The following is a 22,882-nucleotide window of genomic DNA, read 5'->3' as shown; positions in this document are numbered from 1 at the left end:
TTTTTATTTTAAAGCTTAGATGCTGATTTTACTAGGACACCGTATTTTAATTATTTTCCCACAGTACAAACCTTATTTGCAGCAAATTACATTTTAAAACATATTAACAAATAAGATTTTCTTTGTTAACATATTCTTGCAATTGTAATATTAAACTTTCATAAAAAACTAGTATACTTGTTGAAAAATTATTCATTTTGAACATGCCTTACAAAATAAAAACTATTGCCATTAAAACCAAAAAAAAATCTAATATCTAAACTTAAATTATGAAAAAAATTATTACTGCTCTCATTACATTTACGGGCATAATGAACATTTACTCCCAAAATCTAGATACAGCGTATCCTCATATTACACCTATGACTCCAGAGGCGGCTGAATTGGCTAAATATGCAGATTCGCCTGTTACATATTATACTGGAACACCAAATATAAGTATACCCCTTTATGAAATCAATTCAGATGATTTTAAACTTCCTATAAATCTTAATTATCACGCTTCAGGCATAAGGGCGGATCAAGAAGCCACTTGGGTAGGATTAGGGTGGTCACTTGATGTTGGTAGCAGAATATCGAGAACAGTTAAAAGTGTTGATGATTTTTTATTACTAGGTTCTGACAAAAATTATCAATATTGCCAAAATGGTTACTATGATGCTCCTGATATAGGTTCTACGCTTGATAATCATTATGAAATGCGTGGGTATCCAGGAGTATCATGCTATTATTCAGGAGTTTTAGGAGAACTTAATTACGATTTAAAATATGATCCTGAGCCTGATATCTTTTATTATAGCTTGCCAAACATGAATGGTAAATTTATACTTGACAAATCACGAGGCCCAGTTTTGTTTGATAAATCCCATAATTTAAAAATTGAAATTATGAGATCACCAGGTGTCGTTACTTTTAAAGTAACAGATAAAGAAGGAAATCAATATTTTTATAACCAATGGGAAATAACAAGAAATTATTCTGGCCTTGGTTGGTTAAACAAAAATATACAAACCTCTAATACTAAATATGATAGTGATCCCTCAAGTTTTATAGAATGGAGCCCATTTCGTTTAGACTGTGAGACATTTTTTCAACCCAACCAACAGGCCCCTTATGCTATGGTAACAAGTTGGTGTCTTAGTAAAATAATTACAAACAAAGGAAACGAGGTGAACTTTACTTATGATACAGAGATGCAATATCTTCCAACTCAAGAATCCTGTGAGAATTACAATTATAATAACCAAACAGCTCTTTATTATTATAAATCAAAAGTGGTAAATACCGCCTTAAGGCTAAAAACAATTTCAGGTGATTTTGGTCGTGTTGAATTCACAAGTTCTGAGCGATCAGATATAAAAGGAGATAGTAAAAAATTAGATGCAGTATGTGTTTATAACAGTACTAATACATTAATAAAATGTTACAAATTTGATTACAGTTATTTTAATAATGATTATAATGGAAATCCTACGTATGCTAATGTTTTTAAAAGGTTAAAATTAAATAAGCTTACAGAATATACCACCGAGAATCCATCATCAAATGAGTATAACACAGCATATTTTGCAAACATTCCTCTTAATTCTGGCTATAAATTCGACTATTTTGAAGGCAATTTTCCAGCCAAAAATTCTAAAAATGTTGATTATTGGGGATTTCAGAATGGGAAAACATATGGCGAAAACTATTATATTGGATTAAAAATCAACAATATAAATTATACAGGAGTTAAAAAAGAGGGAGACTTTAGTAAGGCTATCATTGGAACGCTAAAAAAAATCACCTATCCAACAGGAGGAACAGCAGAATACAAATATGAACCGAATTTGATTCCTGCAGGCTATTTTCAAAATAATACTTACGAGGTTCCGCCCCCATTTACCAATTATCTGCAAGAAGATTTGCCTGTTTATAATTATTATAGCACTAATCCTTATCAAGATCTTTATCCACCTTCTCGCGTTTATACCTTCCAAATTACTAATCCAACCACATTAACGATTACGGGAAATTTGGAAAATTCTACAGGTGCGATAGATCCAAGTTATTATTATGGTAACTCTAACTCAAATCCTTTGGGTAGAATAAGGAAAATTAGCCCAAGTTTAAATACTCTTTACACTTATGATTGTCCTCACATTTATGAATTTGTACATGGATCGGCTCCTTTGGGACAGGGAAGCGAAGCTTCGGTACCAATTAAGCAATACACGTTAGATCCTGGTACGTATGAATTTACCGCCTATACACCACCGAAAGATGTACTGGCTTATTGGCGATTGTATTATGAAAATACAACGACAACTCCAAGTCCAACATCTAATTATACAGCAGCAGGTATTCGAATAAGCGAAATCATAACTGATGCAAAACGAAGAAGATTTACTTATCAAACAGGAATGATGTTAACAGAACCTGTATTTTATTATTTTGGAAGACGTGCAGGAATTCCAAATTACATTGCGAGTTGTATTGTGCAGGTATCAGAATCTAAGGCTCCTTTATCAACATTTAATAATGGTAATTCTGTAGCATACGACTGGGTAGAAGAATATATTCTTGACGAAGAAGATGATGTTTCCACCACAAGATATAATTTTCATAATAATAATGAGTCTGATAGGTTTGATGATAATTTTCCAGACTCTCCTGTTTATATTAATTACACTAATGGATTGCTAAAATCTACAGAAAAATTTAAAACAAGTCAAGGAGGGCCAAAGACGCTTGTAGAGAAAGAAGAATTTGAATATACCTCAACCTACAGTAATCTTATAAAAGCATTTAGAGACAGAGGACAGAAAAGATTTGATAGTGATGTCCTAGAGTATTATTACAAAATTGAATACCCTTTAAAAACAAAACTTACCAATACCCTCAAAACTGATGATGGAAAAAGTATGATTTCGGAAACAAATTATGGTTACAATTCTAAGGATTTACTTCAATCTACTTCTTATTCAAATGACAATATCCAAATAATAGAAAAGATAAAATATCCTTTTGATTTTAATAATGTTGTAAGTAATGGAATGGTCAGCAAAAATATAGTTGGGACGCCAGTAGAAACTATTACAATCAAAAATAATATTGTAACGGAAGGTAAAAAAACGGAGTACTTTAACAATTTGAATTTGGGGTTTTACTTACCTAAAACCATATTTAATACGGAGTTTAACTCTCCGATTTCTGAGAGTGCTTATAGTTCTTATTATAAATCTGTTTTAAATTTTGAGAATTACACAGCAAAAGGAAAATTGCTAGAAGCCAAATATCCTGATGGTCCATCAACATATTATGTTTGGGGATACAATGACCAATACCCGATTGCTAAACTTGAAAATTTTACCGCTGCAGATGCCGCAAACATTCAGAGTTCTATTACGAATGCTGTAAATGCTTCAAATTCTGATAATTCAGCAACATTGGAAAACACACTACGCACTGCACTAACTAATTTAAGAAATGCAGCAGTAAATGCTATGGTAACAACTTATACTTATGATCCTTTAATTGGCGTAACTAGTATTACAGATACAAAAGGCTATACGATGTATTATCAGTATGATAAATTTGGAAAATTGATAAAAGTTGTAGATGCTGATGGCTATTTGGTTAGCCAAAATGAGTATAATTATAAGCAATAAAACCTATGGATATGAAAAAGAAAATATATCTTGTTTCAGCTATATTAGTACCATTAATGGTTTTAGCTCAAACAACAACAAAAAATTATATTAAAAGCACAACATATCAAGTACAAACAACTAGCGGAAGTGTTTCTGCCGATCAAAAAAAAGAGACAATCACTTATTTTGATGGTTTAGGACGTCCTTGGCAACGTATTGATAAGCAAGCAGGAGGTCAAAAAGAGGATATTATTACTCCTTTTGCATATGACTATTTTGGAAGAGAGAAAAGACAATACCTTCCTTATGCTCGTACTTCTAGTAGTTTTAATTTTGAATCTAGTCTTATAGCAGATTATTATGGAGATATCTACGAACTAGATGAATTTTATGCCAATAAGTTTCCTGATGATTTTACAAGCCCATACGGAAGACTGGGTAATGCTTTCTCTGAAAAGTATTCTGAAGCTTCTCCTTTAAGCAGAGTAAGGAAACAAAGTGCACCAGGTGCCTCTTGGGTTCTAAATAAGTTTTGGGATGGAGATCATAATATTAAATTCGAATATTATGCAAATGACGTCACAAATGATAATGTAAAACGTTTTGTGGTATCTTTTTTTAATGGCAATAAAGAAATTCCAAATATTGAACTTCAGGGAACTTATAACAATTTACAATTATATAAGAATATAACTAAAGATGAAAACTGGAGTTCAGGAAAAAATAATACTACCGAAGAATTTAAAGATAAAGAAGGACGTATCATCTTAAAGAGGAGCTATACTGATTACAAAGATGATAATGGACAAATTATATCTTCAGAGGTACCCCACGACACTTATTATGTTTATGACATTTACGGCAACCTAACTTATGTGATTCCACCAAAAGCTGCAGATCTTTTTTCTACGGCAACAAATATTCAAGCCAATGTAACCTCTACTGCAACCGTTACTTCACAAAGTCCATTACACTTAATAGCTAGTAATACAATAGTTTTAGCACCTGATCCAAATGATCCTACTAAAGGTTTTCATGCCCAAGCAGGCAGCACCTTTAGCGCTATAATTGTAAACAGTAATGAAAACATCCTCAATGATTTGTGCTATCAGTATAAATATGACAGTAAGAACCGTCCTGTAGAAAAAAAACTTCCAGGAAAAGGCTGGGAATATATAGTCTATGATAAACTGAATAGACCGATTTTAACACAAGACGCAATATTAAAATCAACGAATAAATGGATCTTTACCAAATATGATGCCTTTGGAAGACCTATATACACTGGCGAATATGTAAATAATTCCGAAACTTCACGTAGTCTCATACAAGGGTTAGCCAATGGAAGTGCATTCGTATTTGAAAATAGAACATCATCACCATTAAATATTAATAGTGTGAACATCTTTTATTCCAATAATGCTTTTCCAAAAAATGGTATAGACCTTATGACAATTACCTACTATGATCATTATAATGATATTGATTTAGACGGCGCTACACCTATTGAATTATATAATACAGCACCAAAAGGATTACCAGTTTGTACAAAAGCACGTGTTTTAGGAACTTCCACATGGACTACCTCTGTTAGCTACTTTGATGCAAAAGGAAGAAATACTTATACATACAATAGAAACAATTTTCTTGATGCTAGCAATACTATAAAATCAACATTAGATTTTATTGGAAAAACTACAACGGCAACTACTACCCATAAAAAAGGCAGTAATGCGACAATTCAAATAATTGATAATTTTACTTACGATCATACAGGACGTTTATTAACGCAAAAGCAAAAAATTAACAGTCAAGCAGAAGAAACAATTGCCTCTAACACCTATGATAATTTAGGCCAATTAATTACAAAAGTTGTTGGTGGGGTACAAACTATTAATTATAAATACAATGTGCGAGGATGGCTCAAAAGTATTAATGAAATTAATAACATGGGAACAGATCTATTTGCCTTTCAAATAAACTATAATGTCCCATCAGCTGGAAACCCCTTATATAATGGTAATATAAGTCAAACTCTATGGAGAACGGGTAATACCGATCCAAGCTTAAAAAGTTATCAATATAGCTATGATGCCCTTAACCGTTTAATAGATGCTAAAGACAATTTAGACCGTTATAACGAAAAAACATCTTATGATAAAAATGGAAACATCTTAACAATGTTTAGAAATGGAAATACCATATTAAATACACCAAGCTATGGCATCATAGACAATTTGAGTTATACTTATGATAACGGTAATAGACTTCTGAAAGTAGAAGATAGTTCTAATAATAGTCAAGGATTCAATAACGGATCTAGTGGCACTAATAACGATTATAGTTATGATATCAATGATAATATAAAAACTGATGCCAACAAAGCTATTACTAATATTTCATACAATTACTTAAATCTGCCTAATCAGATTAGCATTCAAGGAAGTAATATTGATTACACTTACGATGCAATGGGAGTAAAACAAAGGAAAGTAGTAAATGGTATTATCACAGATTACGCTGGAGGCTTTCAATATGAAAATGGTAACTTGCAGTTTTTTGCACATCCAGAAGGATATGTTCATAGTAATTCGGGAGTTTATGAGTACATTTATCAGTACAAAGACCATTTAGGAAATATTAGACTAAGTTATAATAAAAGTTTAAGCATTGTTGAAGAAAATAATTATTACCCATTCGGTTTAAAACAAAAATCGCATTTAGAAACTTTTAATAATCTTGGAAATTCAACTGCTCAAAAGTATAAGTACAACAATAAAGAGCTCCAAGACGAGCTAGGACTTAACATGTATGATTATGGTTGGAGAAATTACGACTCTGCTTTAGGACGTTGGATGAACATTGATAATTTGGCAGAAAAATATGTTTCGACTTCGCCTTATCATTATGCAGGAAACAACCCTGTACTTAATTTAGATATTGATGGTAATGAATTTACTGAAAGCGCATGGCGATGGGTTAATAGATTGATAGCAGATATAAATTCTAGACAAGAAAAAAACAATAGAAGTATTGCAGATTATCAATCTAAAATTTCAAACGGAGGTAGTGATAGGGAAATAGCTAGATGGAATAGAAATATTAATTCGCTTACAACAAACAATGCTGAATTAGAAACAACGAGAGGAGAAACTGCAACATTAGCAGCATCTAGTCAGGTTTATAACGTAATAGAAGATTCAAATGGCACTCAATCAGATGCAATAGGAAATACATCAACAACTAATAGTACAAGTTTTAATTTTGCAAATGGGAATATAGATATTTCTGTGTCAAGTGGTACTTCTTTAGGATTATTTGCACATGAGCTTAAACATGCTTTTCAATTTGAAACTGGTAATTATAGTATAGGTCCTGCATTATCTGGAGTGCCTTATACAAATTTATTTTACGATAAAAATGATGAAGTTGAAGCCTACCAACGAGGTGCGCTTTTTGGAGATAAAAATAATTATAGTGCAAATAATTTGCCTGCTGAATATTCGGGAATTCCTACTGGTCCATATAATTTTAACAATGTACAACCAACCAGTAGTACAATTGGTTCACCAAATCAACAACAACATTTACAAAATATTGCAAATAGAATTGGACATGCCTTTAGAATTGATGGAAGAACTTATTATAGAAGAAGATAATGAAAAAAATACTTATATTTTTACTTTTAGCTTTATTTATTTGTTGTAAATCAATAAAGACAAATACTTATTTTAGCACCTGTACACTCTATGGGAAATCTGAAGTTAGCTTAAGGCTAAATTTAGATAAAAGTTTTATTTATAATTTTAGATATTATGATAAAGAAATAATAGGAAAGTGGAAAGTGAACTCTGATACTTTAATTTTAACTTCGGAATTTTTTAATGAATCTAAGGATAGTTTAAGCCCAAAAATTAAAAATTCTGATATGAATGGAGTGGATAAATATTTAATAAAAGGGAATAAGCTTTTTATTATAAATAAGGCTGGAAGAAAAAAGGATTGCTATCTAAGAAGTAAATAGCCCCTGCTGGCGCGAGCGTCCCACTCGTGAACGTAAAGAGAATCAAAAACACAAAAGCCATTCTATAACGGAGTGGCTTTTGTCTTTTTAAGCGATTTATTACCCGATCGCTCAGATATGCGCAACGATAGCGCGGAAATTCTTTCCGTGCCCGCAGAGAGCATCGACAAAGAGTAACCATAAAAAAACAAGAAACCTCGCCAAAAACGGCGAGGTTTTAAATGTTTGTTTTTTTTCTGCGGAAATGCCCTCCTTATATATTTAATTGAAAAAATGTCTCTGGCATTTTTGCACAAAAAAAAAGCATAGTTTCATCTTTTAGGACGAGACACCCTGCTGGTGCAAGTAGCTTTCTCGTGAACGCAAAAAAAATCGACAAAAAGGAATCGAATAAATACTAGTCAAAATCCTGCCAATGGCGGGGTTTTGTGCATTTAAGAGGTTAACATTTTTTTGAAAGAATGCCTACGCTCTGCAAAATGTTCAACTTAAAAACAGCACAAATATCTCTGTAAACTTCACATTTTTTTATTGTTACTTTTCTAATCACAACCCCAAAGATTCCAAGCCACATTAGCTTTTATCTCATTTTTTTCTTAACTTGTAAATACCAAACCAAAAAATATGTCTTTACAAAAGCCCATTCTTATTGTTTTAGCCCTTCTGCTTTTTTCGTGTAACAACAAAAAAGAGCAGGAACTCTCCAAAAGAGAAAACGAGCTTTTACATCGCGAACAGCAGTTTGCAGACAAAGAAGCTGAATATGAATCTTTATTGAAAATGAGAGACAGTCTCTCGGCATTAGTACAAACCAAAGACACGATTACTGAAATTAAAAATTGGCCAGAGAATCTCGCACAAGATTGGAACAGCAAAATGGTCTGCAGAGAATCTAATTGCAGTAATTATGTTATTGGTGACCAGCGCAGCGAAACTTGGAAATTCACTTCCGATTCTACTGGAATTTATGCCAATGTACTCAACAATAACAAACTTATCCGCGTATTTAAAGCACAATACAGTCCTGAAAAAATACTATTAGAATCAGTAAAAGACAGTACCTTCAAAAACTCATCCAAATTTAATATTATGCTCAATGATATTAAAAAGAATGTCATAAAAGGTACGCAAACTATAACTGGACAGGACAACTGTAAAGCAGTATTTTCGGTTGAACTAACTCCTATCCAAAAAAAATAACGAATGTTTCTTAGTATACACCATATCACACTTCCAATAGAGGATCCTTTATTAAAATTTCTAATAGAACTTATTATCATATTATGCATACCTTTACTGCTTAATAAAATTAAAGTTCCCCATCTTCTCGGACTTATTATTGCTGGTGCTTTAATTGGTCCAAACGGATTTGGCGTGCTTTCTAGAGACAGCAGCATTGTAGTTACGGGAACTACGGGTTTATTGTACATTATGTTTCTGGCTGGTCTCGAAATTGATATGGGCGATTTTAAGAAAAACAAATGGAAAAGCATCACTTTCTCTATTTACACTTTTGCAGCGCCATTTATACTCGGTTTTTTAGGCGGTTATTACATTCTGAATTTTTCTCTGCTTACTTCGGTACTTTTCGCAAGTCTTTTTTCTTCCCACACTCTAGTCGTTTATCCAATGATAAGCAGTATGGGAATTTCTAAAAACCTTGCCGTAAATGTTACTGTAGGCGGAACAATGATTACAGATGTTCTTTCGCTTCTTGTCTTGGCAGTCGTGGTCGGAATGTCACAAGGAGAAGTTGGGACAGCATTCTGGCTGAAATTATCAATTTCAATGGTTTTATTCACCTTAATTGTTCTGTTGGTGTTTCCGATTATTGCGCGTTGGTTTTTCAAGAATGTATCAGACAAAATATCGCAATATATTTTTGTGATTGTAATGATTTATCTCGCGGCACTTCTTGCAGAACTTGCGGGTATTGAAGCCATTATTGGAGCCTTTTTTGCTGGTCTTGCTCTTAACAGGCTTATACCGCATACCTCATCATTGATGAATCGTGTAGAATTTGTAGGTAATGCTATTTTTATTCCGTTCTTTCTAATTAGTGTAGGAATGCTAATCGATTTTAATGCTTTTATTCAAAGTTGGGAAACACTTGGTGTTGCTACAATAATGCTTATTGCTTCTATCGGCGGTAAATATGTGGCGGCCTATTTAACCAAAAAGACTTTCAAACTTACCAATGATGAAGGACAGCTTATCTTTGGACTGAGTTCGGCATCGGCTGCTGCTACCCTTGCCTCTGTAATGGTTGGGTATAATATTATTATTGGTGAAACAGCCACTGGAGAACCGCTAAGACTTTTAAATGAACATGTTCTTAACGGCAGTATTCTTCTTATACTCGTTTCTTGTACGGTTTCTTCTTTTGTTTCGATGGCAAGCGCACAGCGTATTGCACAGGCCGATAATGACAATACGGTATCCGGAAATAATGAAGAGACTGAGAATATACTTCTTGCCCTTAATCATAAAGATACAGTAGAAAAGATGGTTAATCTTGGAATGATGGTTAAAACAAGCAAAAACAAACAGCTCTTTGGCATCAATATTATTAATGAAGATGCGAATGAATCCTCAGTAAAAAATGCTGAAAAAATATTGGGCGATGCTGTAAACACTGCTTCGGCTGCAGATGTAAAACTCAATGCCATCACACGTCATGATACGGATGTGGTGCGCGGAATCAATAATGCCATAAAAGAACATAATATCACAGACTTAATAATCGGTTTGGAAGAAAATAAAGGCTTTTCTGCTTCATTTATCTATAATCTTTATAATGGATATCTTCACAATAAAAACATCAATCTATTGGTATACCATGGCGTACAGCCTATTGGCACTATCAAAAAATATATTGTACTGATTCCTTCTGAAGCAGAAAAAGATGCCGGTTTTTTTCATTCGATGCTTAAAATTTGGAATATTGGACGTAATTCAGGAGCTATAATCAGTTTTTATGGAAATGATCGAACCATGCAAATTTTAACTCGAATTGCCAAAAAAGCAGATATTGAAGGGGAATTTAATGTGGTGAAAAGCTGGTCGGAAGCCGAAAATGCTGCCTACAATTTGAAACAAGATGAAGGGCTTATTATACTTATGGCAGACAGAGGAATGCATTCATATTTCCCACAGATGCGTGAAGTACCAGAATTGTTGAATAAAAATTTAAGTAATAATAACTACTTGCTGATTTTTCCTTTTTCAAAAACTCTTGAAAATACAACCGAAAAAAGAGCGGTTAGCAACGTCGATGATTTTGCTGAAATTGGAAAAATTATTGGAAGGATTTTTAAATAAAATCACACATACCCTTGTCCATCTGTCTTAGTCAGTTTTGAAAAGGTAAAACTTGAAAAAATAGTAAAAACAGCCAATGTAATAAAAGTGTATTCAAATGCTTTGGCTGTATCCAACTCGAAAATACCTGTCTGAAATAGAGAAAGCGAAAGGCTGGCTACAGAAACTCCAAAACTTACCGAAAGCTGCTGCATAATAACAAGCATTGTATTTCCTCCACTTGCTGTATCTTGATCCAGATCTGAAAGTGTGATAGTATTCATTGCAGACATTTGTATAGAAGTAAAAATTCCGTAGAAAATCATCAGCAAAATATAATAGCCAAGCGGAGTTTCTCGTGTTACAAATCCCAAAATAATTAATATAATTCCCAGCAATATAGTATTACTTATCAAAACTGTTCGGTACCCAAAAAATTTTATAATATGCACCATAAAAGGTTTCACAGCCACATTTGACAAGGCAGAAGGGAGCAACAATAATCCTGATACAGAAGCCGAGTAACCAAAACTTGTCTGCAACATCAGTGGCAACAGCAAGGGCAGTCCTCCTATTCCTAATCTCGTAATCAAACTTCCTATCAGCCCTATTTTTAAGGTTCTTATATTTAAAAGACGTAGATCGATTATAGGTTTTTCGGTTCTTTTATAATGAATATAGTAGAAGAGAGAAAGCAAGCCCGATAGAAACAATAAACCTAAAATTACGATCATATGTGTTCGACCGCTCCCTATAAGTTCTAAAACCAAAGTAATAGAAATCAGCGCTAAGCTAAAATACATTAATCCCCTAAAATCGAACCTCCCAACTGCATGTTTAAAATTAGGCATAACCCGATACGCCATGGAAATTCCGATAAGACCAATTGGTATATTTACCAAAAATATCCAATGCCAGCTCAGATTATCAGAAAGGAAACCTCCTAAACTTGGCCCTGCTACCATTCCTAATAATCCAAATAAGGTTATAAAATTCATTGTTTTCAGTAATTCACTTTTTGGATATTGATACAAAATAGCCAATCGTGCAATCGGCACCATCATCGAAGCTCCAACTGCCTGTAAAACACGCGCCATATTAAAAGTTCTTAAATCAACAGAAAGCGCACAAAATAAAGATCCCATAATAAACAAAAAGACAGCAATCATAAACATGGTTCTTGTGCCAAATTTATCAGCGAGCCAACCCGAGAGCGGAATAAACATTGCCAACGTAAGTGTATAAGTTACAATAACCGAATTCATTTCGGTTGGAGAATATCCCATATCTCTAGCTATTGATGGCAGTGAAGTATTGAGAATCGTCCCATCCAATGATTGTATAAACATAGCAATTGCCGTAACCCAAGGAAGCAGATATACAGCGCTTTGTTCTTTTTTCTCTTCTTTGTTATTCACCATCTTTTAGTTTTATAGAAAAGCTTGTTTTTTAAGGTGATGTAAATTAATAAAAAAAGAAATTAATGCCTACAACGAGCTCGTAATTTTAATTGGCGCCAATACTTATAATATAAATAATCATCAGCTTGTTTTTCTATAGTTATAAATTGCTAAAGCATTCAATACAACAGCAAAAATACACAAGTACAGAAGCTCTCTTCCCACTTCATGCAAGCCACTTCCTTTTAAAACAATAAGCCGAACCACTTTAATGAAATGCGTAACAGGCGTAAATTCTGAAATGGTTCTTGCCCAATTTGGCATACTGTCAGTACTTGTAAAGAAACCGCTCATAAGCATGAATATCATCATAAAGAAAAAAGCAATAAACATGGCCTGCAATTGTGTATCGGCAAATGTTGAAATCAAAAGTCCCAAACCTAATAAGGCTATTAAATAAACTCCTGCAAACAGATATAAAACGAAGAGACTTCCAAGCGGAAATATTCCGTAAATCAAATACATAACGATAAGTCCAATGGTAAAAACCATCATTCCAACAATCCAAAAAGGAATGAGTTTGCCTAAAATAAACTGCCATTTTTGAATTGGCGTTACATTTATCTGTTCAATCGTGCCGATTTCTTTTTCTTTTACAATATTTAATGCCGTAATAAATCCGCCAATCAAAGTAAGCAGCAATACCAAAATACCTGGAACCATATAATATTTATATTCTGCTCTCGGATTGTACCAGTTTGTGCTGTTCAACGTAATTAATGAAGGAGAAGCTGAAGCTGATTGTTGCGGTAATTTATATCGAATATCAAGGTCAGAACTGAAATCTGCCAGCACAACGTTTAAATACGCATTTCCAATATTCGATTTCGTTCCGTTGATGGCATCTGCAGCAATATTGACTTTCTGACTACCTTCTCTCACCAGATTTCGTTCAAAACCTGACGGAATTTCCAGAATTAAGTCGGCATCCCCTCTTTCAATAAATTTCAAACCTTCCAGATAAGAAGCTGGAGTTCCTGCAATATGAAAATATCCTGAAGAACCGATTTTATTAATTAGTTTTTGAGAATACGAACTGTGGTCATTATCTACATAAACAATGTTTACACTTTTCACTTCAAAATTGGCAGCCAAAGGCAAAATAATGAGCTGAAAAATGGGAACAAAAAACATCATAGCCAATATGGTTTTGTCTCTAAAGATCTGGCGAAATTCCTTCTGTAATATAAAACGCAGCACTTTCATGACAATCTGATTTTAAATTTTTTCAAAGAAATAACCAGCAGCAAAATCGTCATTCCAACCAAAATAAGCGTTTCTTTCCAGATATACGAAAAACCTAAACCTTTGAGCATAACGGCTTTTACGATAATATAATAATAGTGCGACGGAATTAAATGAGAAATGGCTTGAAATATCCACGGCATATTTTCTAACGGAAACATAAATCCTGTAAGCAGTAATGTTGGCAGCATCATTCCCATCATCGAAATCAGCATTGCGGTTTGCTGTGAAGCCGTAACATTTGAAATCAGCAAGCCGAGAGAAAGACAGGTAATAATAAATAAAATGCTTTCTGCAAAAAGAAGCACAAAACTTCCTTTAATCTCAACATCAAGAAAATAGACTGAAAGTAAAATAATCAGAATGAAATTAATTACGGAAAGCACTAAATACGGAATTGCCTTTGCAATTAATACCATTATAGGCTTAAAAGGCGATACGAGCAGAATTTCCATTGTCCCCAATTCTTTTTCGCGCACTACAGCGACAGAAGTCAGCGCTGTGCTCACAATCATAAAAATCAAAGCAATCACGCCGGGAATAAAATTAAGCGAACCGTTCTGTTCTTCGTTATAAAGCTGTCTTAACTCTGGAACAATCTGATAATTTAATCCAACGGACGGGTTTAATTCTTGCTGATAATCGCGAACAATTACATTTAGATAATTCATAACAATTGTTGCCGTATTTGGATCAGATGCATCGGCAATGACTTGAATTTTTGCTCCGCCGAGACGCTGCAGATCAGAGCCAAAATTGGACGGAAAAATGACAGCACATTTAATGCTTCCGTCCTTAAATCTATTTTCAATATCCTTATAATTTAAAATCGGATTTTCAACCTTAAAATAAGAGCTTGATTCTATCTTTCGTATAATTTTTTCTGTATAAATATCATGTGAATTATCCTGAATGGCAATTCCGATATTTTTGACTTCACTGCTCAAGGCAAAACCAAAAAGAATAATCTGCACCCCAGGAAGTCCAAAGAGAATCAACAGTGTTCGCCGATCTCTAAAGACATGATAAAATTCTTTTCGAATAAAAGCCAGTAATTTTTTCATACTAATCTGATGTTCTTTTGGCATTTCGAGCCAGTTCATAAAAAACCTCATCCATAGAAGCGGCATTGAAACGTTTTTTTAACGCAGTCGGAGAATCTATCGCGTCTACCCGCCCGTCGACCATAATACTGATTCGATCACAATATTCGGCTTCATCCATATAATGCGTCGTTACAAATACGGTAATTCCGCTGGCTGCCGCTTCATAAATCATTTCCCAAAACTGTCGTCGCGTTATCGGGTCTACGCCGCCAGTTGGCTCATCCAGAAAAACAATTTTCGGACGATGGAATACGGCAACAGAAAAAGCTAATTTCTGTTTCCATCCCAAAGGCAGTCCGCCAACGAGTTTTTTAGCTTCTTTTTGCAAACCTAAAGTCGAAATCAGATCGTTGCTTCTTTCTTTAATTTCAGGTCGAGAAACGCCATAAACACCGGCAAAGAATTCGATATTTTCCAAAATCGTCAGGTTATCATAAAGCGAAAACTTCTGACTCATATAACCAATATTCTTCTTAATTTTTTCCTGCTGTCTGTAAACATCAAATCCTGCAACAGTAGCTTGTCCCGAAGACGGATAAGAAAGGCCGCAGAGAATTCGCATTGCGGTGGTTTTTCCTGCTCCATTGGCACCTAAAAAACCAAAAATTTCACCTTCGCCCACCTCAAAACTAATGCTGTCAACCGCCTTGAAATCGCCAAACTGTTTGGTCAAATCTTTACAAATAATAACTTTATTTTCCATGCAGCAATTCTTTTGGTTCATCTGAATTATCCTGTTCGCGCATAAGACGAATAAAACTATCTTCGATCGTGGGTTCTATTTTTTTTAGTTCTAAATTCTCTGGATTGTATTTTTGAATAATCGTTTTAACTCTTTCCAAATCTGCTTCTTCAGACACAAGCGTAAGGTGAATAAATTCTCCAAAAGCATCCGAATTCTCAATTTCTTTTTCGGTTCTAAGATTTTGCAAAAGCTTATAAATATTAGCTGCTTTTACAGCAAAAAGCGGTTTTGGAAAACTTTTTATGATTTCATCAGGCGTGTCGACTGTCATTATTTTTCCGCTTTGAATCAGCGCAATTCGGTCGCATAATTTGGCTTCATCCATATAGGGAGTCGAAACCACGATGGTAATATCTTGTTTTTTGAGTTTAGCCAGCATTTCCCAAAATTCGCTTCGAGAAACTACATCAACTCCAGTAGTGGGTTCATCCAAAAATAAAATTTCAGGTTTATGAATTAAAGCACAGCACAAAGCCAGTTTCTGCTTCATTCCGCCCGAAAGTTTCCCCGCGCGCCTGTCGTTAAAAGGTTTTATCTGATCGTAAATATCTTTGATTAATTCGTAATTTCCCTCAATCGTAGTACCAAAAATAGTGGCGAAAAACTCTAGATTTTCTTTTACGGTTAAATCCTGATATAAGGAGAATTTCCCAGGCATATAGCCCACTTTATTCCTAATTTCCTGAAACTCATTTACCACATCATGACCTTCAACAGAAGCCGTTCCGCCATCGGGAAGCAGTAATGTGGTTAAGATTCTGAAAATCGAAGTTTTTCCTGCACCATCTGGACCTATTAAACCAAAAAGCTCTCCTTTCTGCACCTCAAAAGAAACGTCATCTACGGCGACAAAATCACCATACTTTTTAGTAATATTTTTTAGCGTAACTGATGCCATAGCGGTGTTTTATTTTGACCAAAGAACTTCTCCGTACATTCCTATTTTCAAATAGCCGTCATTTTTAACCCTTACTTTAATGGCATAAACCAAATTGGCACGTTCGTCTTTCGTCGGAATTGTTTTTGGAGAAAACTCAGATTTATTAGAAATCCAAGCAATTGTACCTTGATATTCTTTATACTTCTTCTCACCCTCATCAATACGCACTTTAACCAGCTGTCCAATTTTAACTTGTGGCAACTGCGTTCCTGTAATATAAGCCCGTAGATCTAAAGTTTCAAGATTCGCAATTTTGTACAATGGTTTTCCTATTACTGCCATTTCATATTGTTCTGCGTATTTTGCCAGCACAGTTCCCTTAATCGGATTGACAATAATACTTTTACTCAATTGGTCTTCAATTCCTTTTAGCTGAACTCCAACCGTATTTCCCTGCTGTTTCAAGTTTTCGGTTGTAGTTTCCAGCGAACTTTCCTGTGCTTTGATCTGAGCTTGTAAAGCCGCAACTTTAGAATTTACATCATCCAATTGCTTTTGCGAAGCTACTCCGCCCTTTACCAATTTTTCTGTTCTATTTCGATCCAAAATTGCGTTATCCAGCTGTCTCTTTAAGCTTTCAGTCTGAACATTTATTTGCGGTCTGCCACTTAGAATTGCTTTTTCGTTTTGGCGCAATTGCATTTTACTGATAGTCAATTGTGTACTGTCTATAAACCCAACTTTTTGTCCCGCTTCCAATTGCTGGCCTTCTTCTACATTCAGTTGTAAAATTTGGCCATTTGCTTCTGCTGACATAATCGTTTCTACAGCCTCAAAAGAACCAGAAGCATCAAAATCATTTTCGGTGTCTTTGCACGAAAACATGAAAATCATTGGGATAAGAAAATATAAAAGCTTGATCTTTTTCATAATATATAGAGTTAATTTCCTTTGATTGTTTGATACTCGTATTCTGCCATTAGTAATTGAATTTCGTGCAATGCCTTTTCTGCACGCGCATTTCCTTCTTTTTCTGCCGCATTCAGCAAATCTATTAACGGTCCTGCTCCAGTGTCGTATTTGAGCTGATAGCCTTCGCGAATGGTCTGGCGAAGTTTTACAATAGCATCATCGTCTATTAAAATCGCTTTTTGTCTCTCAATATCTGCCGTTTTTTGATTCATCTGAAATCGGGTGTTAAATAGAAATGTTTCTTCTTGAACTTCTATTTTCTTCAATTCCTGCTGTGTCAGATTTTTTTCGTTTGAATTTTTATATAATCCTTTTATATCCCAGCCGACGCTTAATCCAGCAACGCCAATGGTAGAAATTTTCTGAGTTCCCAAATTAATTCCAGGCGCCAAAACTACACCTGCGCCAAGCAAGCCTACTTTAGGCATCAAACTCACTTTCTGCATATCAGATTGTGCGTTTACCAGATTTCGTTGACTAGCAAAAAGCTGTAGTTCTGGGCGTTTGATTACGGTATCGAGACCGATAGAATTAAAAGGTTTTTCTAATTTTTCTTGACTGATATTTTTTCCTATCAAATAAGAGAGCATGGTTTGATAGCCTGATTTAGTGTATTCAAAATCTTTTTTCTGTCGGCTGAGATTAAGCTGTTCGGCTTTCATTTCGTCAACATCTGTTTTGTACGCTAAACCATTTTCATGAAGTTTTTTAACTTTATCAATATTGTTAGAAAGGATCGTATTTTGAATTTGCAATTGTTTCAACTGTTCATCAATAAGCAATATCCCAAAATAAAGCTGATTGACTCTTGAACGCAGATCGTAAAGCGAAACATCAACAGAAGCTTTTTCGGTGTTTGAAGATGCCTCTGCAATCTTTTTTTGTGTTTTGGTAGCCCCTCCATCCCAAATGGTCTGATTGATCTGCCCTAAACCGATGAACTTGAATTTACTGTCGTTTCCAGAACTTCCCATTGTTGGAAAATCTCCAAAAACATATCCTTCTATCGCAGTCAAACTAATTTGAGGTAGATACGCTTTATTGGCATTACTTAAAGTATATTCTTTGCTTTTTTCAATCAGTTCATATTGTTTGATCAAAGGATAATTTTCGACAGCCATTTTATAACTCTGATCAATTGTGAATGTCTGTGCTTGAGCCGAAGCAAAGAACAAAATTCCGATATATTTTAAATACAATTTTCTCATCATAAATAAATTAATCTAGTTAATATTAGACAGCAAACATCATATTAATCCATATTGGGATTTTTTTCTTACGCTCTTGCATTAAATCATGAAATTGAGAAGCTTGCAAATTTCTGCTTCCCATAATAATCGGTTTTGCAATGAACGGAAACACAATCAATCCCATAAGATTCATTATAAAGTGCAACGGATTAGGTTCTGCTATTTTCTTATTTTGAACGGCTTGTTGAAATTGTTTGATAAAAACAGAGTCAAGCACGATTTCTTTAATGGGCAGTTTTTTCAAAAGACCTTCAGGATTATTTCGAACTTCGGTTAGAATAAAAATCGGAATTTCTGGTTCGGTACCAATAAAATCGATATATCGTTCTGCAATAATGGCTACTTTTTGTTCTAAAGAAGTTTTTTCATCATCAAAAATTATTTTCATGCTGCCGATAAAGCCCGATAAGGTTTCGGTCATTATAATTTCAAAAAGTTTTGCTTTGCTTCTAAAATAATAGTTCAGCAAAGCCAAATTCAAACCTGCTTCTTCTGCAATATCTCTAGTTCTGGTTGCGGAAAAACCCTTTTTATAAAAAACTGTTTTGGCTGCTGTTTTTATTTTTTCTTCAGTCGTAGCATCTTTATTTTCAGACATTTAAAATCTATTTTAATCATTTACCAACAAATGTAAATCATTTTTTAATACGTTAAACATATTTTTTAATCAAATGATTAAAAATTTTGATTAATTCGACATTATCAAAAATTTCAAGGCATTTTTTCAACCTTAAATAATTTTTGAAACGAAATGAAATTAATGGATCAAAGTATGATCTGACTTGAAAGATTCGAAAAACTCAAAAGCTCTTTTCTCGGCATAAGAATACGTTGAATTGCGAAGCGGAAACGCACAATGCCCACCATATTTTGGAGTTTCTAAATAAACAAATGCACTGTTTTCAGCAATGGATCTTGGGTAACATCTTTCGCCCAAAAAAGGATCGTCGAGCGAATTGATGATTAAAACTGGTGTTGTAATATCTTTTAATGAAAACTCTGGAGAAACGCGATGGTAATAATCGTCTTTACTGGCAAAACCATGCAAAGGCGCTGTAAAATACTGATCTACTTCATCAAAAGATGTAATTTTGTCAATCTGATCGCGGTTAATGAAATCTGGAAATTGCGCCGCTTTGTATTTCAGCTTTTTCTTGATGTCAATGGTAAAATTCTTTAGATAAACTCTGTTAAAACCTTGCTTTAGCACTTCGGCACTGGTCGCGATGTGAGTTGGCACAGAAATAGAAACTGCAGCTTTTATTCGTTCATCAATTTTTGTCCAGCCTAGATAATTGAGCAACTGAACGCCGCCCATAGAATATCCGATAAGATAAATATCCTCCGCTCCTTTTTGAAGAACAAACTGAACTACTTCATCCAAATCGTCAACAGCGCCATGATGATACAATCTTGGCAGACGGTTCATTTCTCCTCCGCAAGTACGATTGTTCCAAGCAAAAACCGAAAAACCTTTCTGCTGAAAATAGGCCGCGCAGCTATTGTTGTACGTTCTTCGCGAATCGCCTTCTAAACCGTGGCATAAAATAACCGCTTTTTTCGGATCGTTTATAATGTAATCGATGTTGATAAAATCACCGTCACTTAACTCATGCTTTTCTCTTTTATATTCAGGAACTTCAAACCTTTTAATCAAGGCAGCATAAATGGTAGAAACATGCCTGTTGCGATGAATAATAGAAGGAGAATTATATTCTGATTGTTCAATTAGTGGCATAACAGAAGTTTTTGTGGTACTTATATACAAATCTAAGAAATCATTTAATATGTAATTTAATTCTTTCTTTCTATTTTTTATAATTTATGAAAGAATTTAGAATCAAAATGTATTCAAAATATAACAGATTAATTTAAACCTTAAACTGCAGTTAATTTATAAAAATGGTATAAATGCTTCAGACCATTTCAAAGAAAACAAATTGTTAAATATGCTAGAATCTCGCGCTCGTCCCGCCAACTCTGGCTTGAATGTTTACTTTATTCGTATATTTGTAAAATAGATTTTTAAAAAGCAAAATCCTGTAAATGTTCGAACTCTTACCAGTAGATCCAAAAACTATATTTCTACTTTACTTTTGGGGCAATTTATTTACCTGCATTCTTATTTTCAGTTTTTCTTTTTCGTATGCCACTAGCGATAACAGAAAAACGTTAAGATGGTTTGGCTTGGGTAAATTGATACTTACTGTCGCATGGATTATGGCGCTTATGCGAGGCCTTATTCCAGATTTTGTTTCTATCAACATTTCAAATTCTATGATTTTCGGCGCTTGCTGTTTTGAGACAATCGCCATGCTTTCCTTAATTAAATCGCATGCAAAAAGGCATTATCGATTTCAAATCGCCGTTACTGCAGTGGCAATACTAATTTTTAATATTGCAACGCTTTTTGACGCATCGATGAATACGCGCGTCATAATTGGCGGAATTGGCATATTTGCCATTTATTTATTGCCGACGATAGCTTATTTTACAGAAAAGCAAAAAAGCTTTTTCAAGACTTTTTATGTTTTGTGTTATATGGGTTTTGAAATTTTAATTGCCATACGAACAATTCACCGCTATTTATATCCTCAAGATCTTATTATTTCTAAAGACACTTTCGATAGTTTGTACAGCATTTGTCTGTTTCTATTGACTTTAATCGGAATTGTGGGCTTTTTACTTTTGGTGAAAGAAAAGCAGGATCACAAGATAAAAAAGCTTCTAAACGATAAAAACCAGTTTTTTTCTATCATTTCTCACGACTTGCGAGGGCCACTAGGATCGTCTGTTTCTCTTTCTGAAATTTTGCTCGAAAATATCGACCAATACAGCAGAGAAGAAATTAAAGAAATATCAGAAATGCTGCACGACTCGAATAAGAATATTTACAAATTGCTTGAAAATCTCTTAGACTGGTCGAGAGTGCAAACGGGAATGATTACTTTCAATCCAAAAAAGACACTTTTGAATGCTTTAATTGAGGAAAATATTGAATTGAGCAAGAACGTAGCTTTAAATAAAAACATCAATATCTCGTTTGAATCGGCTTATCTAATTGAAGCCGAAGTGGATAAAAATATGATCAGTACAGTTTTGCGCAATCTGCTCAGTAATGCCATTAAATTTACAGACAAAAACGGCGATATTAAAGTAAAGCTCACCAAAACCAATCAGAAAGTCGAAATCTCAATTAAAGATAACGGAATCGGAGTTCCTGATTATATTAAAGAAAAACTATTCAAAATTAACGGAAAGGTGCTGCAAAAAGGAACAGAAAACGAATTAGGAAGCGGACTTGGACTTCTGCTTTGCAAAGAGTTCATCAATATTCATGAAGGAGAAATTTGGGTAGAAAGTGAAGAAGGAAAAGGAAGTATTTTTAGGTTTACGCTTCCGATGAAACTTATTTAAATCCCAATAAAGAAATTCCAAATTCCAATCTAAAAATCTAAAGTCCGAAATCTAAAATCTAAAATAAAAAAAATCCAAACTCCAGTTTTAATTGGAATTTGGATTTTTAATATTGGAATTTAAAACTTTTAATCTAATACAAAACTAACGCTAACATTTGCTGTAATTTCGATTTCGCCAATTGCTAATGTTTCGTTTGAAGCTCCCATTGAATCTGCTTCTTTCATTCTCATTGCTGCATACATTGGCTGCGGGTGGTAAACCTGAGAATTATCAGAGATTGTAAAAGCTTTACCTACTTTTTGTCCTAAAACAGACACATATTCTTCTGCTTTTGTTTTAGCATCTTTCATCGCTAATTTTCTAGCTTCAGACTGGTATTGTGCTAATTTAGATGATTCAAAAGAAACTCTGTCAATTCGGTTAATACCTTGCTGAACTAGTCCTTCCATTAACTCATCGTACTTAGCTAAATCTTTCACTACGATTTCTACTGTTTGCGTAGCATTATAAGAAGTTTTCTTTTTCTCATAATCGTACTGCGGATTAAGAGCTACTTGTTTTGTTTTGAAATCTGCTGTTGGAATATTCATTTTTTTGATGAATTTTAAAACAGCATCCATCTTTTCATCGTTTTGCTTTTTAACGTCTTTAGCATTATTCCCTTTTGTTTCAACAGAAGCTGAAATACAAACCTGATCAGGTGCTACTTTTACTTTTCCTTCTCCATTAACATTAATTAGAGGTACTTGTTTGATTTCTTGGCCGTAAGACATAGTCATAAACATGATTGTTAAAAATAATACTAGTTTTTTCATTTTTGTTACATTTTAATATTTGAAGAAAGCATT

The 22,882-nt window shown here is 34.0% G+C and carries 16 protein-coding genes; 6 read left to right on the top strand and 10 right to left on the bottom strand.

Annotation, left to right across the window (positions count from 1 at the left end; genetic code table 11):
* The first annotated feature begins 269 nt into the window (after positions 1 to 269).
* The 5 genes from ACWA1F_RS13025 to ACWA1F_RS13005 all read left to right on the top strand — a co-directional run bounded on the left by ACWA1F_RS13025 (position 270) and on the right by ACWA1F_RS13005 (position 10,977).
* Positions 270 to 3,650 carry an RHS repeat domain-containing protein gene (locus ACWA1F_RS13025; protein ID WP_456894172.1) on the top strand — a complete coding sequence of 1,127 codons (3,381 nt, stop codon included), beginning with the start codon at positions 270 to 272 and terminating at the stop codon, positions 3,648 to 3,650.
* A gap of 11 nt (positions 3,651 to 3,661) precedes the next feature.
* Positions 3,662 to 7,291 (top strand): DUF6443 domain-containing protein, encoded by a 3,630-nt coding sequence (locus ACWA1F_RS13020; protein WP_456894170.1) that lies wholly within the window; start codon positions 3,662 to 3,664, stop codon positions 7,289 to 7,291.
* Complete coding sequence (locus ACWA1F_RS13015; protein WP_456894168.1) at positions 7,291 to 7,656, top strand: hypothetical protein; 366 nt, start codon at positions 7,291 to 7,293, stop codon at positions 7,654 to 7,656. The genes ACWA1F_RS13020 and ACWA1F_RS13015 overlap by 1 nt, the downstream gene beginning before the upstream one ends.
* Positions 7,657 to 8,280: 624 nt before the next feature.
* Positions 8,281 to 8,856 (top strand): hypothetical protein, encoded by a 576-nt coding sequence (locus ACWA1F_RS13010; RefSeq protein ID WP_456894166.1) that lies wholly within the window; start codon positions 8,281 to 8,283, stop codon positions 8,854 to 8,856.
* Between the two features lie 3 nt (positions 8,857 to 8,859).
* On the top strand, positions 8,860 to 10,977 hold the full coding sequence (locus tag ACWA1F_RS13005; protein ID WP_456894164.1) for a cation:proton antiporter domain-containing protein: 2,118 nt from the start codon (positions 8,860 to 8,862) through the stop codon (positions 10,975 to 10,977).
* Positions 10,978 to 10,979: 2 nt separating this feature from the next.
* Here ACWA1F_RS13005 and ACWA1F_RS13000 read toward each other — a convergent pair whose 3' ends face one another.
* From ACWA1F_RS13000 to ACWA1F_RS12960, 9 genes are all read right to left on the bottom strand, one after another.
* Positions 10,980 to 12,377 (bottom strand): DHA2 family efflux MFS transporter permease subunit, encoded by a 1,398-nt coding sequence (locus ACWA1F_RS13000; protein WP_456894162.1) that lies wholly within the window; start codon positions 12,375 to 12,377, stop codon positions 10,980 to 10,982.
* Positions 12,378 to 12,497: 120 nt separating this feature from the next.
* The gene (locus tag ACWA1F_RS12995) at positions 12,498 to 13,622 is read right to left on the bottom strand and encodes an ABC transporter permease (protein ID WP_456894160.1); all 1,125 of its coding nucleotides are present in this window, start codon (positions 13,620 to 13,622) and stop codon (positions 12,498 to 12,500) included.
* Positions 13,619 to 14,725, bottom strand: a complete 1,107-nt coding sequence (locus ACWA1F_RS12990) for an ABC transporter permease (RefSeq protein WP_456894455.1) — start codon at positions 14,723 to 14,725, stop codon at positions 13,619 to 13,621. The genes ACWA1F_RS12995 and ACWA1F_RS12990 overlap by 4 nt, the downstream gene beginning before the upstream one ends.
* 1 nt (position 14,726) lies before the next feature.
* Positions 14,727 to 15,470, bottom strand: coding sequence for an ABC transporter ATP-binding protein (locus tag ACWA1F_RS12985; protein WP_456894158.1), 744 nt, complete (start codon positions 15,468 to 15,470; stop codon positions 14,727 to 14,729).
* On the bottom strand, positions 15,460 to 16,410 hold the full coding sequence (locus tag ACWA1F_RS12980; protein WP_456894156.1) for an ATP-binding cassette domain-containing protein: 951 nt from the start codon (positions 16,408 to 16,410) through the stop codon (positions 15,460 to 15,462). Before ACWA1F_RS12980 ends, ACWA1F_RS12985 begins: the two co-directional genes overlap by 11 nt.
* A 9-nt stretch (positions 16,411 to 16,419) precedes the next feature.
* Positions 16,420 to 17,322: an HlyD family secretion protein gene (locus tag ACWA1F_RS12975; protein WP_456894154.1), complete on the bottom strand. Its 903-nt coding sequence runs from the start codon at positions 17,320 to 17,322 to the stop codon at positions 16,420 to 16,422.
* An 11-nt stretch (positions 17,323 to 17,333) separates the two neighbouring features.
* Positions 17,334 to 18,575: a TolC family protein gene (locus ACWA1F_RS12970; protein ID WP_456894152.1), complete on the bottom strand. Its 1,242-nt coding sequence runs from the start codon at positions 18,573 to 18,575 to the stop codon at positions 17,334 to 17,336.
* A gap of 22 nt (positions 18,576 to 18,597) precedes the next feature.
* Positions 18,598 to 19,212: a TetR/AcrR family transcriptional regulator gene (locus ACWA1F_RS12965; protein WP_456894150.1), complete on the bottom strand. Its 615-nt coding sequence runs from the start codon at positions 19,210 to 19,212 to the stop codon at positions 18,598 to 18,600.
* A 159-nt stretch (positions 19,213 to 19,371) separates the two neighbouring features.
* On the bottom strand, positions 19,372 to 20,352 hold the full coding sequence (locus tag ACWA1F_RS12960) for a YheT family hydrolase (RefSeq protein ID WP_306160413.1): 981 nt from the start codon (positions 20,350 to 20,352) through the stop codon (positions 19,372 to 19,374).
* Positions 20,353 to 20,660: 308 nt separating this feature from the next.
* Between ACWA1F_RS12960 and ACWA1F_RS12955 the strand changes: the two genes are divergently transcribed.
* Positions 20,661 to 22,031: a sensor histidine kinase gene (locus ACWA1F_RS12955; protein WP_456894148.1), complete on the top strand. Its 1,371-nt coding sequence runs from the start codon at positions 20,661 to 20,663 to the stop codon at positions 22,029 to 22,031.
* A 128-nt stretch (positions 22,032 to 22,159) separates the two neighbouring features.
* Here the strand turns inward: ACWA1F_RS12955 and ACWA1F_RS12950 are convergent, their stop codons facing one another.
* Complete coding sequence (locus ACWA1F_RS12950) at positions 22,160 to 22,849, bottom strand: SIMPL domain-containing protein (protein WP_306160417.1); 690 nt, start codon at positions 22,847 to 22,849, stop codon at positions 22,160 to 22,162.
* Positions 22,850 to 22,882: the final 33 nt, after the last annotated feature.

This window comes from Flavobacterium erigeronis, from assembly GCF_054075165.1.
This window is presented reverse-complemented; position numbering and strand designations above follow the sequence as displayed.